This window comes from Marinibacterium sp. SX1, assembly GCF_050389775.1.
In the GTDB taxonomy this organism is placed as follows: domain Bacteria; phylum Pseudomonadota; class Alphaproteobacteria; order Rhodobacterales; family Rhodobacteraceae; genus Marinibacterium.
The window spans coordinates 222905-237549 of sequence record NZ_CP177145.1 but is presented as its reverse complement, the minus strand read 5'-3'; the positions used below and the strand labels follow the sequence as shown (position 1 = coordinate 237549).

Genomic DNA, 14645 nt, shown 5'->3' with positions numbered 1-14645 from the left:
GTCCGGTTCAGGAGGCGGGCCCGGCCTGCAGGTCGTCCTGCATGACCAGGTGGCCCTTGGAAAGTTCACGATAGATCCGTTTCGGCGGCTGGTAGTCGGGGGCGCGGATCGGGCTGCGGATCTCGCCGGCGGGTACCTGCCGGGGGGCATGGCGGCGGGCCGGATCGGGCACCGGCACGGCATCGAGCAGCCGGCGGGTATAGGGATGGGCGGGCCGGCCAAAGATTGCCTCGCGCGGGCCGATCTCGACGATTTCGCCCAGGTACATCACGGCCACGCGGTGGCTGATGCGTTCGACCACGGCCATGTCGTGGCTGATGAACAGGTAGGCCAGGCCCAGCTGTTCCTGCAGGTCGAGCATCAGGTTGACCACCTGGGCCTTGACCGAGACATCCAGCGCCGAGACGGCCTCGTCGGCGATGACCAGCTGCGGATCGGCGGCCAGGGCTCGGGCGATGCAGATCCGCTGGCGTTGCCCGCCCGAGAATTCATGGGGAAAGCGGCTGGCCATGGACGGGTCCAGCCCGACCTGCCCCAGCAGGGCGGCCACCCTGTCGGTGCTTTCGCGGCTGGTGGCCGTGCCGGCAATGGCCATGGGCTGGGCGATGGCCGCGCCGATGGTCATGCGCGGGTTGAGGCTGGCAAAGGGGTCCTGAAAGATCATCTGCATCTGCCGCCGCTGCGCGCGCAACTCGGCTTCGGGCAGGTTCAGTACCTGGCGGCCGTTGAACCGGACCGATCCGTCGGTCGGTTCGGTCAGGCGCAGGATCGACCGGCCGGTGGTCGACTTGCCACAGCCGGATTCCCCGACCAGCGCCAGGGTCTCGCCGGCATGCAGGTCGAAGGACACGTTTTCGACCGCATGCACCTTGCCCCGCACCCGGCCCATCAGCCCGCCGCGGATCTCGAACCGGGTGGTCAGGCCTTCGACCTGCAGCACCGGCGGCGCCTCGGCCCGGACGGTCGGTTGCGACGGCGCGGGCGGGGTGGACAGGCCGGTGTCGCGGTCGACATGGGGAAACCGCAGCGGCAGGGTCTCGCCGCGCATCGAGCCCAGCACCGGCACGGCCGACAGCAGCGCCCGGGAATAGGGCCGTTCGGGCGCGCGGAACAGGGTATCGGTGGCATTCCGTTCGACGACATCGCCGTGATACATCACCACCGTCCGGTCGGCGATCTCGGCCACCACGCCCATGTCATGGGTGATGAAGAGCACGGACATGTCCTCTTCCTGCTGCAAGTCGCGGATCAGCTGCAGGATCTGGGCCTGGATGGTCACGTCCAGCGCGGTTGTCGGTTCGTCGGCGATCAGCAGGCGCGGCCGGCAGGCCAGGGCCATGGCGATCATCACCCGCTGGCGCATGCCCCCGGAGAACTGGTGGGGGTAATCGTCGTAGCGGGCGGCGGCCGAGGGGATCCGCACCCGATCGAACAGGCGGATGGTCTCGGCCCGGGCCTCGGCGGCGGTCATCGCCCGGTGGGTGACCAGCACCTCGGCCACCTGCGTGCCGACCCGGTGCACCGGGTTGAGCGAGGTCATCGGCTCCTGGAAGATCATCGCCGCCTCGTTGCCGCGCAGATCCTGCATCCGGGCTTCGTCCAGCGCCAGCAGGTCGCGCCCGTCCAGCCGGATGCGCCCGCTGACCCGGCAGCTGTCGGGCGGGTTCAGCCCCATGACGGACAGGGCGGTGACGCTCTTGCCCGATCCGGATTCCCCGACCAGAGCCAGGGTCTCGCGGCGGTTGACGTCGAAGGACACGTTGCGCACCACCTCGCGCCAGCCCCGGTCCGTGCGAAAGGCCACCGTCAGATCGTCGACGGAAAGCAGCGGGTCCACCATGGTCGTTCCTTTCAGGTCGGGTGCCCCGGCCGGGGCGGTCTGGCCCGGCCGGGGCTGATGGGCGGGCAGGCCGCCGGGCAGGCCGGTTTCGGCCCGGGCGGCGGGCGCCCTGCCCGCCCCGCCCTGCGGCCCCCGGTTCAGCCCCATGACCATTCGTGCACGTTCCAGGCCGCGTCGGTCACATATTGGTTGGGCTTGATGCCCTGCAGGGCCTCCTTGCGCAGCCCGCCCTGGTTCAGGGCCATCTGCGGGGCAAAGGGCACCTCGTCCAGCAGGATCGCCTGGACCTGGCCATAGGTGTCGCGGCGCTCTTCCATGTCTTCCTGCGACGCGCCCAGGTCGAGCAGCCGGTCGACCTCGGGGTTGGAATACAGCGTGTAATTGGCGCCCGAGCCGATGGCATCGGTGTGGCAGCGGGCCGAGTAATCGGGATCCATGCCCATCGTCGGTTCCCAGGCCACCAGCAGCGTGTCGAATTCCGACTTGGTCGTGTAATCGCCCCAGACCACCGATCCGGGCATGTTGCGGATCTCCATCTCGACGCCGATGTCCTTCCAGTTCTGCTGGAACATCGCCTGTGTGGCCTGGCGCGAAGGCACGCCGGCCGTGGTCGACATGGTGAATTTCAGCTGCACGCCGTCCTTGGCCCGGATGCCGTCGGGCCCGCGGGTCCAGCCGGCGTCGTCCAGCATCCGTTCGGCCCGGGCCGGGTCGGCGGTTTCCTCGGGCAGGTCGCCATTGTAGGCCCAGTGCAGCGGCGACAGATAGGACATCGTGCGCAGGTTGGTGCCAAAGGTGATGTCGTCGATGGATTTCTGCATTTCCAGCGCCACGTAGAGCGCCTTGCGCACGCGCGGGTCCGAGAACTGGGGCTTTTCGCAGTTGAAATAGATGAACTGCACCCAGGGCATGGGCGTTTCCATGAAGACCCGGCCCGGCAGGGCCTTGGCCTCGTCCCAGCGGTCGGCCGGCACGCCGGACAGCGTGAACATGTCGATCTCGCCGGTCCGCGCCTGGCCATAGGCCACCAGCTGGTCGGGGATGAAGGCATGGATGAACTGGCCGATGGCCGGCCGGCCCCGGTGATAGGTTTCGTTGGCCGCATAGATCATGTGGCTGCCGGCCATCCGGCTTTGCAGGGTATAGGGCCCGGTGCCGACCGGCTGGGCGTTGAACCCCGACGTGTTGATGTCGGTCTCGCCTTCCAGCAGGTGGCGCGGCACGATGTGCATGGCCTGCCAGGCCCAGTAGAAGGGCACGTAATTGGTCGACAGGCGCATCTCGACGGTGTGGTCGTCGATGACCTCGAAGCTCTCGATCAGGTCGAACCCCGAGCGCATCCGCGCGGCCACCGCCGGATCGACGATCGTGCGGTAGGTGAATTCCACGTCGCGCGCGGTGAAGGGCTGGCCGTCCGACCAGGTCACGTCGCGCTTGAGATGCACCCGCCAGACCCGGCCATCGGGCGACACGTCACCGTTTTCGCGGGTGGGCAGGCGGGCGGCCAGGTTGGGCACGAAATCGCCCTTTTCGGTCACGTCCCACAGCGCGTCGAACATCAGCGCCTCGGGGATCGTTTCGGTGCCGCCGTTGGAATAGAGCAACGGGTTGAACTGGGCCGGTTCCTGGGTCGCGCCCAGGATCACCCGGTCGGTGCTGCGCTGCGCCAGTGCCGGGGCAAAGAGCCCCGTGGCCGGCAGCACCAGGCCCGAGGCCGCGGCCCCCTTGATCAGACCGCGCCGGGTCAGGTTGGATGTGCGTGTCATCTGTGTCTTCCCTGTTGTCTTGGTTGTTCTTGGTTGCCGTTGGTCCGGCCCCTTTCAGGGGTCGAGCTTGAGCCGTGCGTCGAAGGCATCGCGCAGGCCGTCACCGAGGAAATTGAAGCTCATGACCGTGATCGTGATCAGCACGCCGGGCAGGATCGCCAGGGCGGGCACGGTGTCAAAGAAGCCCTGGGCATTGGTCAGCATGTTGCCCCAGCTGGCCATCGGCGGCTGGACCCCGTAGCCGAGGAAGCTGATGTAGCTTTCCATCAGGACGGCGGTGGAGACCTTGAGCGTGGCCGCCACCAGCACCGGGGCCATGATGTTGGGCATGAGCTCGACGAACATGATGCGCCGGCCCGAGGCGCCAAAGCCGCGGGCGGCCTGGATGTAATCCATGTCCTTGATCGAGGCGACCTGGGCGCGGACGATGCGGGCGACCTCCATCCACGAGGTCAGGCCGATGATCAGCGAGATCGACAGGATCGTCGGCGGCACGAAGGCCGCGACGACCAGCAGCAGAAAGACCTGGGGGAAACACAGCAGGGTGTCGACCAGCCGCATCAGCAGGTTGTCGATGATCCCGCCGTAGAAACCGGCGGCCAGCCCGATGACCGTGCCGGTCAGCATGGTGGTGATCATCGACACGATGCCCACGGTCAGCGACACCTGCCCGCCGTAAAGCAGCCGGCTGAGCGTGTCGCGGCCCAGCTCGTCGGTGCCCAGCGGATAGGTGGCATCGGTGAACGGCGCGATGAACCGCAGGCTGGTGTCCAGCCGCAGCGGGTCGTGCGGCGCGATGGCCGGCGCGAAAAGCGCCGAGAGGCACAGCGCGACGACGACCATGCCGCCGACAACGGCCAGCCGGTGGGTCATGAACCGCGCGGCCAGGATGGCGGAATAGGATCGGGCGGGGCGGGACAGGCTTGAGTCGCTCATGGTCGGGCCCTCAGCGCAGCTTGGTGCGCGGATCGATCAGCGCAATGGCAATGTCGGCCAGCAGGTTGGCCAGGATGACCAGCAGGGCGGTAAAGACCACCATGCCCAGCAACACCGAGTATTCGTTCATGCTGAGCGCATCGATGAACAGCCGGCCCATGCCCGGCCAGCTGAAGATCGTCTCGGCCACCAGCGCCCCGGAAAAGACCGCCGGCAGCTGCACGCCCAGCAGGGCGATCAGCGGGATCACGGCATTGGGAAAGGCATGCCGGCCCATGACCCGGCGCGGCGACAACCCCTTGGACCGGGCCGTGCGGATGTAATCCTGCTGGATGACCTCCAGAAAGCTCGACCGGGCATAGCGGCTCCATTGCGCGACCAGCACCATGGTCAGCACGCCGACGGGCAGGACCAGGTGGCGCAGCAGGTTGGCCAGGTTGCCTTCCATGCCGAAATCATACATCCCGCCCGACGGCAGCCAGCCCAGTTGCAGCGAGAAGACATAGATCGCCATCAGGCCGAACCAGAAGGTCGGAAAGGATAGGGCCAGCATGGCGCCCGTCGTGGCCAGGTGGTCGAACAGCGAATTGCGCCGGACCGCGCCCAGCAGGCCAAGCGCCGTGCCGATCAGCACCGACAGGGCCATGGACGTGCCCATCAGGATCAGCGTGGCCGGCACCCGTTCGAGGATGACATCCAGCACCGGCCGGCCGCCGAACATCGTATAGCCCCAGGTGCCGGTCAGCATCGACCGCGCCCAGGCCAGGTATTGCACGTAAAGCGGCTGATCCAGGCCGAGCGCCGCGCGCAGGCGGTCGAGGTCGGCCGCGGTGATCGTCGGGTTCAGCGTATAGACCGACAGCGGCCCGCCCGGGGCCAGGTGCATCAGCGAGAAACCGATGATCGACACGCCGATGACCAGCGGCACGGAATGCAGGATCCGGCGCAGCGCATAGCCCAGGATGTCAGAGCGCATGGTCCGGCCTCCCCGGTGTCGCGGCGGTGTCCGGGCGGTGTGCGGGGTGATGTTCGGGGCGGTGGTCCTGCCCGTGCTGCTGGCGGCGCAAAGATGGCCTGATCCGGTCCATGGGGTTCCCCTGTTGGCGTCGTTGCGTTCCATATTCTGAATTATGTGAGGCCCCGTTCTGTCAACTCGGCCGGGGCGTTTCCGCAGAAACTGCCGCAAACGCGATAGTATCCGCCATTTCAGCCCGAACTTTGGTCAATTATGACTGTGACAGAAGGGAAATCGCATGGCCCCGGCGGTAAGACGATTCCCATATGTGAATAGCTGGGCGATGGTTGGCCCCATGCAGACCCCCGCGACGACGACAAAGAGATGACGACAAGACGATGCCGACAAAACGATTCTGGGCCCGGCGGCTTTTCCCTATGATCGGTCGGAACGGATCCCGCGGGAGATAGGACAACATGCAGGTGCGCCGGGCGGCCAACGTCATCGAACTACTGGAATTCTTCGCCGAACGCGGCGGGCCGGCCACGCTGGCCGAAATCGCCGACGGGCTGGGCTGGCCGCGGTCGAGCACCTTCAACCTGGTCGGCACCCTGCTCGACCGGGGGTATCTCTATGAACCGTCTCTGCGCGGGTCCTATTACCCCAGCCCGCGCTGGAGCCGCGTCGTCGGGCGTGTGACCGACCGCGACGGCGTGCCCGACCAGCTGCGCGCGGTGGTCGACGAGATCGGCCGGCGCACCGACGAAACCACGGCCCTGGGCGCGCCGGCGGGCAGCTGGGTGCTGATGGTGCATGTGCGCGAATCCCGCCAGATGCTGCGCTATTTCGCCGAAGAGGGCACCCTGGCCCCGATCCATGCCACCTCGGCCGGCCGGGCGATCCTGGTCCAGATGGACCCCAAGGAACGCGAGGCGCTCTATCGCCGGCTCGATTTCACCCGGCCCCAGCCCAACGCCCCCGGCTCGCCCGACGAGGTCGAGACGCGCATCCGCGAAGGCGTGGCGCGGGGCTATCACCAGAGCAATGCCGAGGGCACGCCCGACCTGGCCGGGGTGTCCTTGTCGCTGCCCTGGGGCAACCGGCGCTTTTCGATCGTCGTGTCCGGCCCGGTCACCCGGCTGATCGGCCGGCGGGCCGAAGTCGCCGCGCTGATGGCCGACACCCTGCGCAAGGCCGGACTGGCCAGCGATTATTCCGCCGCCCTGCTGGCCCAGGCCGACAGGTCCCCCTAACGCCTCCACGCTGAAAGGACGCCCCATGACCCAAGACCCCGTATCGGTTGCCGGAAAGGACCTCGTGATTGCCTCCGAGGTCGACATCCTTGTCATCGGCGCGGGGCCGGCGGGCCGGGCCGCGGCGCGACAGGCGGCCGAGGGCGGGGCCAGCGTGATGCTCGTCGACGAGGCGCCGGTGCCCTTCGAGACGATGGGCGAACACGTGCCGCAGATCTGGGGCGGCCGGGCCGGTGGCCAGACGCGCAACCGCCAGGCCATGATGGAGCGCATGCTCGAGGCCCGCCCGGCCCTGGGCGATCTGTTCGAGGCCGGGGTCGATGTCCGGCTGGGCACGGCCTGCTGGGGGCTCTACGTCAACCAGGTCAACATGCGCTGGCTGCCGGGCCGGCTGGCCAGCCTGTCGGGCGGCGACGAGGGCACCCAGCTGGTGCGCTTCGGCCAGGCCGTGGTGGCCACCGGCCGGCGCGACATGGGGCTGGCCTTTCCCGGCTGGGACATGCCGGGGGTGATGGGCCTGCATGCGGCGCTGGTGCTGCACGGGCTCTACGATGCGCTCGACGCGCGGCGCTGCGTGGTTCTGGGCGCGACGGCCGAGGCCCTGACCGGAGCGCTGGCCCTGGCCGATGGCGGGGTCGAGGTGGCCGCGGTGATCGAACGGGCCGAGACGGCGCCGGCCCCCGACGCGCTGCTGGCTCAGCTGGCCGACAGGGGCATCGAGATCCGCACCGGGGCGGTGCCGCGCGGGGTCGATTGCGACATGTCGGGCGTGACCGCCCTGAACCTGGGCGACGGGGCGATTGCCTGCGACGCGGTTCTGCTGGGGGTTGGCGCGGTGCCGGTGATCGACCTGTTGCAGGCCGCCGGCGCGGCGGTGTCCTTCGATGCCGCGCGGTCGGGCTTTGTGCCCCGGCTTGGGGCCGGGCTGGCGACCACGCTGGACGGGGTGCGGGCGGCCGGCGATTGCTGCGGCATCTGGCCGGCCAAGTCGGCCGATCCCGCCCTGTCGGAGGCCGAGGGCCGGCTGGCCGCCGAGGCCGCGCTGGCGGCCCTGGGCAAGGGGCCGGGACCGTCGGCCGCACCCCCTGCCCCGCTGCCGATCCCGCCCGGCGACGGGCCGGACCTGTCGGACTATCGCAAGGGCTGGATCCGCGCGGCGGTGGTCGAGGCCATGGACGAAATGCCCGTCTGTCTCTGCGAAGAGGTCACCGCCCGCGACATCCTGGAACTGCGCCCGCCGCGCTACCTCAACGCACCGGCGCCGGGCAATGCCCCGCGCAGCCTGACCCGGCTGCTGGGCGACGGCCCGCCCGATCCCGACCAGGTCAAGCGCCTGACCCGCGCGGGCATGGGCCCCTGCCAGGGCCGGCGCTGCCGCGAACAGGTCCAGGCCCTGCTGGCCCTGCAAGAGACCCTGGCGCTGGGGGCGATCCCGCTGGCCAGCTACCGCATGCCGGTCCGCCCGCTCAGCCTGGCCGAGGCGTTGTTGCCTGAAACCCCCGAGGTGCTCGACAATTGGGAAGCCTGGTTCGGCATGCCCGGCCAGTGGGCCCCGTGGGAAATCCTGCCCGAGAGCTATACCGTGGCCACCCGCCGGACGGAGGAAGATCATGCCAATGAATGAAGGTGCATCGGTCATTGTCGTCGGAGGCGGGGTGACCGGCCTGTCGACGGGTTTCTGGCTGGCCGAGGCCGGGGTCGACGTGCTGGTGTTGGACCGGGGCGTGCTTGGGCGCGAGGCCTCGGGGCGCAATGGCGGGGGCTGCGCGCATCACCCCAGCCCGCTCTTTTGCGAGGAACAGCGGCTGTGGCCGATGATGGACGAGATCCTCGGCTATCCGACCGAATTCGTGCCCAACCAGATTTCGATCACCACCGCCCCGGACCGGCTGGCCCTGTTGCAGCGGGCGGTGGAAAACGCCGAACGCCAGGGCTTTACCGCCGAACGGCTGGACGCGCCGACGATCCGCGAGATGGTGCCCCTGACCGGCGACAACGTCCACGGGGGCTATCATTTCAACTATGGCGGCAAGGCCAATCCCCATCGCACGGTCCAGGCCTATGCCTGGGCCATCGCCGACCGGGGCGGCCGGGTGCGCCAGAACCTGGGCGCCACGGGCTTTCGTACTGAAGGCGACCGGATCGTCGGGGTCGAGACCGAGGCCGGCGTCCTGGGCTGCGATCACCTGCTGATCGCCGCGGGGCCGCAGACCGGGCGCTTGGCGGCCATGCTGGACGTGACCGTCCCGCTGCTGCATGCCCGGGCCGAGATCATCGTGACCGAACCGCTGCCGCTGATGCGCCATCTCGGGGTCGACGGCAACGGGCTGTATGGCCGTCAGACCCTGCGGGGCAACCTGGCCTATGGCGGCGGGCCGCATGAATGGATCGAGACCGAAGCGCAGCCCGGCGGCGGGCGGCCGACCTCGCCGGTCACGGCCTCGATTGCCCGGCGCCTGGTCGAGCTCTTCCCCGGGGCGTCTCATGCGCGGATCATCCGCAGCTGGGCCGGGGTGGTGGAAAACACGCCCGATGGCCGGCCGGTGCTGGACCGGCCCGGGCCCTGGACCAACCTGACCGTGGGCACGATGTCGGGCGTGGGGTTTGGCCTGTCGCCGGCCTCGGGCCGGGCGCTGAGCCAGCTGATCCTTCAGGGCGCCTGCGATTTCGCCGACCTGTCCTCGTTGCGCCTGTCGCGGTTCGACCGGCTCGAACCGGATTGGGCGGCGCTGCAGGGCTGGCTGCCCCAAGTGGCGGAGGCCTGAGCCATGGCGATGGTGCTGGCCACCCCCGATGACACGGTGTTCGACCGCATCGCCGCGACGGCGGTGCCCCTGATCGCCCAGACCCGGCGCTATGACAGCGGGGTGAGCGGGCCGATGCACGACCATGCCCGCGGTCAGCTGTTGCGCGTGCGCGGGGCTTCGGCCCGGGTGCGCACGCCGGGGGCCACGACCCTGCTGCCCCCGGGCCAGCTGATGTGGCTGCCCGGCGGTCTGCCCCACGGGATCGCGACCGAGGCCGAGCCCGAGTTCCAGTCGCTCTACTTGCATCCCGACCAGGCCGCCGACCTGCCGGCCGAAACCACGGTGTTCCGGCCGTCGCAGATGCTGGCCGTGCTGATGGAACGGCTGATCGAGCTGACCGAAGGCCGGGGCGATCCGGTGACCGAACCGCATCTGACCGCCCTGGTGCTGCACGAGCTGCGCAGCCTCAGCCCCGAGGCCCAGGCGCTGGCCCTGCCCCGCGACGGCCGCCTGTTGCGGCTGTGCATCGAGCTGCGCGAACGGCCCGGCGACCGCAGTTCCACGGCCGACCTGGCCCGGCGCATCGGCGCCAGCCGGCGCTGGCTGGAGCGGCATTTCCTGGCCGAAACCGGCCTGCCGCTGGCCGAATGGCGGCGCCAGGCCCGGGTGCAACGGGCGATCGAGATGCTGGGCGCGGGCGACAGCGTCCAGCGGGTGGCCTGGGAAGTGGGCTATGACAGCCCCAGCGCCTTTGCCAGCATGTTCCGCAAGGTGACCGGCCGCAGCCCGCGCGAATTCACCTGACCGGCGCCGCGCCGGGACAATCCGGCGCGGGACCGGGCGGGAGTGCCCCCCGCCCCGGGTCGTGGCCATGTCACTGGCGGTCCAGGAAGTCCTTGACCGCGGTGTTGAAGGCCTCGGGCGCATGCAGGGGCATGTAGTGCGACGCCTCGGGCATGACGGCCAGCTCGGCCCCGGGGATCGCATCGACGATGGCCTGGCTGTGGGCCACCGAGATCGCGTCATACTGGCCCACGGCGATCAGGGCCGGCGCGGTGATGGCCGGCAGATCGCCCAGCATGTGCGGCTCGCGGTGCCACATGTCATAGACCGCATCGCGGAAGCTTTCCCAGCGGTCGGGCGTGGGCGACACGGCGCGATAGGCGTCTTCGGCCCGGCTGCTCTTGATCGTGTAGGGCGGCCTGGCCAGGTTGTCGGCATCATAGGCATTGGTATCGGCATTGGACCCGAAGGTCACGAAGCGCCGGACGTGATCGGGATATTTGAACCCCATGATCATGGCGATGTCGCCGCCATCGCTCCAGCCGACGATGTCGGCGGCGGGAATGGCCAGGGCGTCCATCACGGCAACGACATCATCGGCCATGCGCTCGTAATGCAGCGGATCGCCGTTCCAGCTGGACCGGCCGTGGCCGCGGGATTCGATCAGCAGGACGCGGTTGTGGCCGGCAAAGGCCGGAACCTGGTTGCCCCAGGACAGCGCCGTGCCGGTGCCCCCATGCAGGAAGATGATCCAGTCGCCGGTGGTGCCGTGGATCTCGTAATAGACCTGTTCGTCATCGGCCGTGGCCACCATGCCCGAGGCCGCCGGGGCGGGCAGCGGCGCCGGGGCGGGCACGGTTTCCCAGCTGGCCTGGGCCATGGCCGGGCCGGCGGGGGCAAGGGACAACGACGCGCATATGGCCAGGGCCAGGCACATGGCCCAGCCGGTCGGGGCGGTGGTGATCTTCTGCATCTGGGGTCTCCGCTGTTGGTGTCGGCCTGTTTCGGCCGGTCTGCTTTTGGATGGGCTGGTCAGATCGCCGGGCCCAGCCGCAGCGCGCTGCCGTCGGAAAAGCGCGACAGGCGAAAGCGGGCCATGTCGTGGCCGGGGGCATTGCCCTGCATCAGGTCGGCCATGATCCGGCCGAAACCCGGGCCGATGCCAAAGCCGTGGCCGCTCATCCCCGTGGCCAGGAACAGCCCGGGCAGCGCGGCGACGGCATCGGCGATGGGCACGAAATCGGGCATGGCGTCGATCATGCCGGCCCAGCTCCTTTGCAGGGGCACCTCGGCCAGTTCGGGAAACAGTTCGGCCATTCCCGCCTGCATCGCGCGCAGCGCGGCCGGCTCGGGCGCCGGGTTGAGGATGCGCATGCGTTCGAAGGGCGTGACATCCCCCGGGCCAAAGCGGCGCGGGGTGGTCCAGCCGTCCGGGAAGCCCTGCGGCGCGGCGGGCCGATACCCGGTGCCCAGGGGCGCCCGGGCCAGGGCGCGCAGGTAGCGTGGTGCGTGGCGAAAGGCATCAGGCCCGACAAGCAGCTGGTGGCGTCCGCCGGCGGCCAGGGTAAAGCCGCCATCGGCCCGGCGGCGAAAGGCGATATGTTCGTCGGTCGCCGCCCCGGCATAGACCTCAGGCAGCGGCGCCGTGGCGGCCACGGTCGCCCGCACCGACAGCTGGGGGATGGTCACGCCGTGATTGCGCAGAAAGAGCGAGGACCAGGCCCCGGCGGCCACCAGCACCCGGTCGCAGGCGATCGGCCCGGCTTCGGTGATCACCCCGCTCACCCGCCCGCCCTGCAGGTCCAGCGCCCGGGCGGCGGTGCCGTCGCGGATCGTCACGCCTTCGCTGGCGGCCAGCCGGGCCAGGGCGGGCACGGCCAGCCAGGGTTCGGCCCGCAGGTCCGTGGGCGCCAGGATACCGCCCCGGAACCGCCGCGCCATGCCCGGGATATGGGCGGCCACCTGATCGGGGTCGAGCAGGTCGCAGGCCACGTCATGGTCCCGCATCTGGGCCTGGAAGTCGGCGAATTCCGCCAGTTCGCTGTCCTGCCGCGCCAGATAGCTGACCCCGGTTTCGCGCAGGCCGATGTCACTCTCGCACTGGCCGGCCAGGTCCAGCCAGTGGCGCCGGGCCTCGATCATGATCGGCAGCTCGGCCAGGTCGCGGCCCAGCTGGCGGACCCAGCCCCAGTTGCGCGAGGATTGCTCGCCGGCGATGCGGCCCTTTTCCAGCAGGGTGACAGGCACCCCGGCGCGGTTGAGGAACAGCGCGGCGGTCACGCCCAGCACGCCGCCGCCGATGATCACCGCCCCGCTCGATGCCGGCAGGGGGCCGGTGAACCTTCCGGGCTGATCCATGGTGAAGGGAAAGGAAACGGTCATGGCCGGGTTGCCTCAGCAGTCGATGTCGAGATCGCCAAGCGGCACGGCCTGGCACAGCAGCACCTGCCGGCCGACGGGCGGCGGGGCGTCGGGGGTGATCTGGGCGGCCTGGCCGTCCAGCAGGGTCTGGGCGCAGCTCTGGCAATCGCCGATCCGGCAGGAATGCGGCGCCTGCACGCCGGCCGCCAGGGCCAGGTCGAGCAGGGTGCCGGCCGCGGGGGTCCAGTCGGCCGTGACCCCCGAACGGGTGAACCGCACGCGGCAGTGGTCCGGCAGGCCGGTGGTGTCAAAGGCGCTGGGGCCGTCGCCGGGCTGAAAGACCTCGCTGCGGATGGCCTCGGGCGGCACGCCAAGGGCCTGCAGGTCGGCGGTCAGGCCGGCCATGAACTCCCCCGGCCCGCAGATATAGACATCGGCCGTTTCCACGGGCAGCAGCCCGGCGATCCAGCCGGCATCGATCCGGCCGGCATGGTCGGGTGTCTCGCCGGGTCGGGGCCGGGAATAGGCATGGCGCAGGTGGACATGGGCCGCCCCGGCATGCCGGGCCACGTCCCTGCGAAAAAGGTGGTGGTCGCCGTCGCGCACGCCCAGCAGGAACCAGGTCTCGCGCCCCTGCCCGGCGAAATGGTGCAGCATGGGCAGCAGCGGCGTGGCCCCGACCCCGGCCGCGATCAGCACGACGGGCCGGCCGGGGGCGCTGGCGGGGACGAACCGCCCGGCCGGGGCGCCGACCCCCAGCAGGCCGCCGGGCATGAGCCTGTCATGCATCGCGTCGGACAGCCCGCCGCGGCCCAGCCGCCGGACGGTGATCCGCAGGCTGCCGGCCTCCTGCCCCGAGATCGAATAGGATCGCTGGTCGGGTGCGCCGGGCAGCGCGACGGTGACGTATTGCCCGGGCAGGGCCGGGCTCAGCGGGGCATCGTCATCGGGGGCCAGCAGGAACGACACCACTCCCGGCGCTTCGGTGACCCGCCCGGTGCAGCGGAACCGGCGCTTGCCGGTCCAGGCCCGGGGGCGGTGCGCAGGGCCGAGATCCTGCCAGGCCCGGGCCCGGGAAAAGGCCGCGGCGCAGTGAAAGTAGATCTCGCGCGGGGCCAGGGTGTCGGGCGTGGCGGCGCGGCCGGCCAGGCGCAGCAATTCGTTGCGGCCCGGGGCCACGGCGGCCAGCGCGCATTCGCCGGCCAGGGAGGCTCCGGGCAGGCGGATGTGCTGGTGGTTGCCCCGGGTGACCGGCTCGGGCGCGCCCCGGGCCAGCAGTTCGATCCGGGGGCCATCGGTGTCGGGCCGGGCCAGGACGGTCAGCCCGGTCTCGGCCAGGAAACTGCGCGCGCCCGGCCCGGCAATGGCGCTGACCTTGCGCCGCACGCCCTCGCTGGGCGTGCCATAGACCGCCCGCAGCCCGGCCCGCTTCAGCGCGGCCTCTTCGCCGGGGTTCTTGGGCACCGGGGTCAGGCCGGCGCGGGCCTCGGCCGCCTTGTCGGCCGCAACCATGCCGCGCAGATCCAGGGGCGCCAGCGCCGGCGCCGCGCCCCAGAACCCGGCCCGGCCCAGCTCGGCCCCGTCGTGAAACGCGGCCGTGAGGGGGGCCAGCACCAGCACGGCCAGCGGCGGGGCTTCGTCGGCGGGAAAGGCGCGCAGCAGATCGGGCGCGCGCGAGACATGGGCCCGGGCCTGCAGGTGCAGCCAGCGCGGCGCGCCCCTGACCAGCAGGGCCAGGGCCACGCGGTCATCGGCCTGCAGGTTGCCGATCGTGTCCAGCCGCCGGTTGCCGGCCACGTCGGGCAGCAGCAGCCGGCCGTCGTCCATGACGCGCAGCACCGCCGGCTGGCCGCCCCGGGGCGAGACATCCAGGTGCCCGTCACCATTGCACGAGGCGATGAACAAAAGCGTGGACCGGGCGCAGAAATCGCGGGCCTCGTCATGCATGGGCCGTTTCCTTTCCCGGGCGATGATAGGCCCGGGTCCGGCAGGCGGCACGGCGCG

Annotated in this window: 11 protein-coding genes; 4 read left to right on the top strand and 7 right to left on the bottom strand. The window is 70.4% G+C overall.

The features are described 5' to 3' along the window. Window positions 1-7 precede the first annotated feature (7 nt). From ACK3BB_RS22435 to ACK3BB_RS22420, 4 genes are all read right to left on the bottom strand, one after another. Entirely contained in the window at window positions 8-1840 is a 1833-nt protein-coding gene (locus tag ACK3BB_RS22435) for an ABC transporter ATP-binding protein (protein ID WP_428929049.1), read from the bottom strand. A 137-nt stretch (window positions 1841-1977) separates the two neighbouring features. Next, a complete protein-coding gene (locus ACK3BB_RS22430) occupies window positions 1978-3606 on the bottom strand; it encodes a peptide ABC transporter substrate-binding protein (protein ID WP_428928871.1) in 1629 nt (542 codons plus the stop codon). A gap of 54 nt (window positions 3607-3660) precedes the next feature. Further along, entirely contained in the window at window positions 3661-4542 is an 882-nt protein-coding gene (locus tag ACK3BB_RS22425) for an ABC transporter permease (RefSeq protein ID WP_428928870.1), read from the bottom strand. Window positions 4543-4552: 10 nt separating this feature from the next. Then, a complete protein-coding gene (locus tag ACK3BB_RS22420; protein ID WP_428929048.1) occupies window positions 4553-5506 on the bottom strand; it encodes an ABC transporter permease in 954 nt (317 codons plus the stop codon). A 467-nt stretch (window positions 5507-5973) separates the two neighbouring features. On the opposite strand from ACK3BB_RS22420, the gene ACK3BB_RS22415 reads away from it, so the two are divergent. The 4 genes from ACK3BB_RS22415 to ACK3BB_RS22400 are packed head-to-tail and all read left to right on the top strand — an operon-like array spanning window position 5974 to window position 10301. Next, the gene (locus tag ACK3BB_RS22415; RefSeq protein ID WP_428928869.1) at window positions 5974-6750 is read left to right on the top strand and encodes an IclR family transcriptional regulator; all 777 of its coding nucleotides are present in this window, start codon (window positions 5974-5976) and stop codon (window positions 6748-6750) included. Window positions 6751-6775: 25 nt separating this feature from the next. Then, window positions 6776-8374, top strand: a complete 1599-nt coding sequence (locus tag ACK3BB_RS22410; RefSeq protein WP_428928868.1) for an FAD-dependent oxidoreductase — start codon at window positions 6776-6778, stop codon at window positions 8372-8374. After that, the gene (locus ACK3BB_RS22405; protein WP_428928867.1) at window positions 8367-9515 is read left to right on the top strand and encodes an NAD(P)/FAD-dependent oxidoreductase; all 1149 of its coding nucleotides are present in this window, start codon (window positions 8367-8369) and stop codon (window positions 9513-9515) included. The genes ACK3BB_RS22410 and ACK3BB_RS22405 overlap by 8 nt, the downstream gene beginning before the upstream one ends. Window positions 9516-9518: 3 nt before the next feature. Further along, complete coding sequence (locus ACK3BB_RS22400) at window positions 9519-10301, top strand: AraC family transcriptional regulator (RefSeq protein ID WP_428928866.1); 783 nt, start codon at window positions 9519-9521, stop codon at window positions 10299-10301. A gap of 70 nt (window positions 10302-10371) precedes the next feature. Here ACK3BB_RS22400 and ACK3BB_RS22395 read toward each other — a convergent pair whose 3' ends face one another. The 3 genes from ACK3BB_RS22395 to ACK3BB_RS22385 are packed head-to-tail and all read right to left on the bottom strand — an operon-like array spanning window position 10372 to window position 14588. Continuing rightward, complete coding sequence (locus tag ACK3BB_RS22395; protein ID WP_428928865.1) at window positions 10372-11253, bottom strand: alpha/beta fold hydrolase; 882 nt, start codon at window positions 11251-11253, stop codon at window positions 10372-10374. A 59-nt stretch (window positions 11254-11312) separates the two neighbouring features. Beyond that, window positions 11313-12662 carry an NAD(P)/FAD-dependent oxidoreductase gene (locus tag ACK3BB_RS22390; protein WP_428928864.1) on the bottom strand — a complete coding sequence of 450 codons (1350 nt, stop codon included), beginning with the start codon at window positions 12660-12662 and terminating at the stop codon, window positions 11313-11315. A gap of 12 nt (window positions 12663-12674) precedes the next feature. Continuing rightward, window positions 12675-14588, bottom strand: coding sequence for a pyridoxamine 5'-phosphate oxidase family protein (locus ACK3BB_RS22385; protein ID WP_428928863.1), 1914 nt, complete (start codon window positions 14586-14588; stop codon window positions 12675-12677). Window positions 14589-14645 lie beyond the last annotated feature (57 nt).

Excerpts from the sequence above, each read along its gene's own strand:
- ACK3BB_RS22435 (WP_428929049.1), bottom strand. The coding sequence starts at position 1,840 with ATGGTGGACCCGCTGCTTTCCGTCGACGATCTGACGGTGGCCTTTCGC.
- ACK3BB_RS22430 (WP_428928871.1), bottom strand. The coding sequence starts at position 3,606 with ATGACACGCACATCCAACCTGACCCGGCGCGGTCTGATCAAGGGGGCC.
- ACK3BB_RS22425 (WP_428928870.1), bottom strand. The coding sequence starts at position 4,542 with ATGAGCGACTCAAGCCTGTCCCGCCCCGCCCGATCCTATTCCGCCATC.
- ACK3BB_RS22415 (WP_428928869.1), top strand. The coding sequence starts at position 5,974 with ATGCAGGTGCGCCGGGCGGCCAACGTCATCGAACTACTGGAATTCTTC.
- ACK3BB_RS22410 (WP_428928868.1), top strand. The coding sequence starts at position 6,776 with ATGACCCAAGACCCCGTATCGGTTGCCGGAAAGGACCTCGTGATTGCC.
- ACK3BB_RS22405 (WP_428928867.1), top strand. The coding sequence starts at position 8,367 with ATGAATGAAGGTGCATCGGTCATTGTCGTCGGAGGCGGGGTGACCGGC.
- ACK3BB_RS22400 (WP_428928866.1), top strand. The coding sequence starts at position 9,519 with ATGGCGATGGTGCTGGCCACCCCCGATGACACGGTGTTCGACCGCATC.
- ACK3BB_RS22395 (WP_428928865.1), bottom strand. The coding sequence starts at position 11,253 with ATGCAGAAGATCACCACCGCCCCGACCGGCTGGGCCATGTGCCTGGCC.
- ACK3BB_RS22390 (WP_428928864.1), bottom strand. The coding sequence starts at position 12,662 with ATGACCGTTTCCTTTCCCTTCACCATGGATCAGCCCGGAAGGTTCACC.
- ACK3BB_RS22385 (WP_428928863.1), bottom strand. The coding sequence starts at position 14,588 with ATGCATGACGAGGCCCGCGATTTCTGCGCCCGGTCCACGCTTTTGTTC.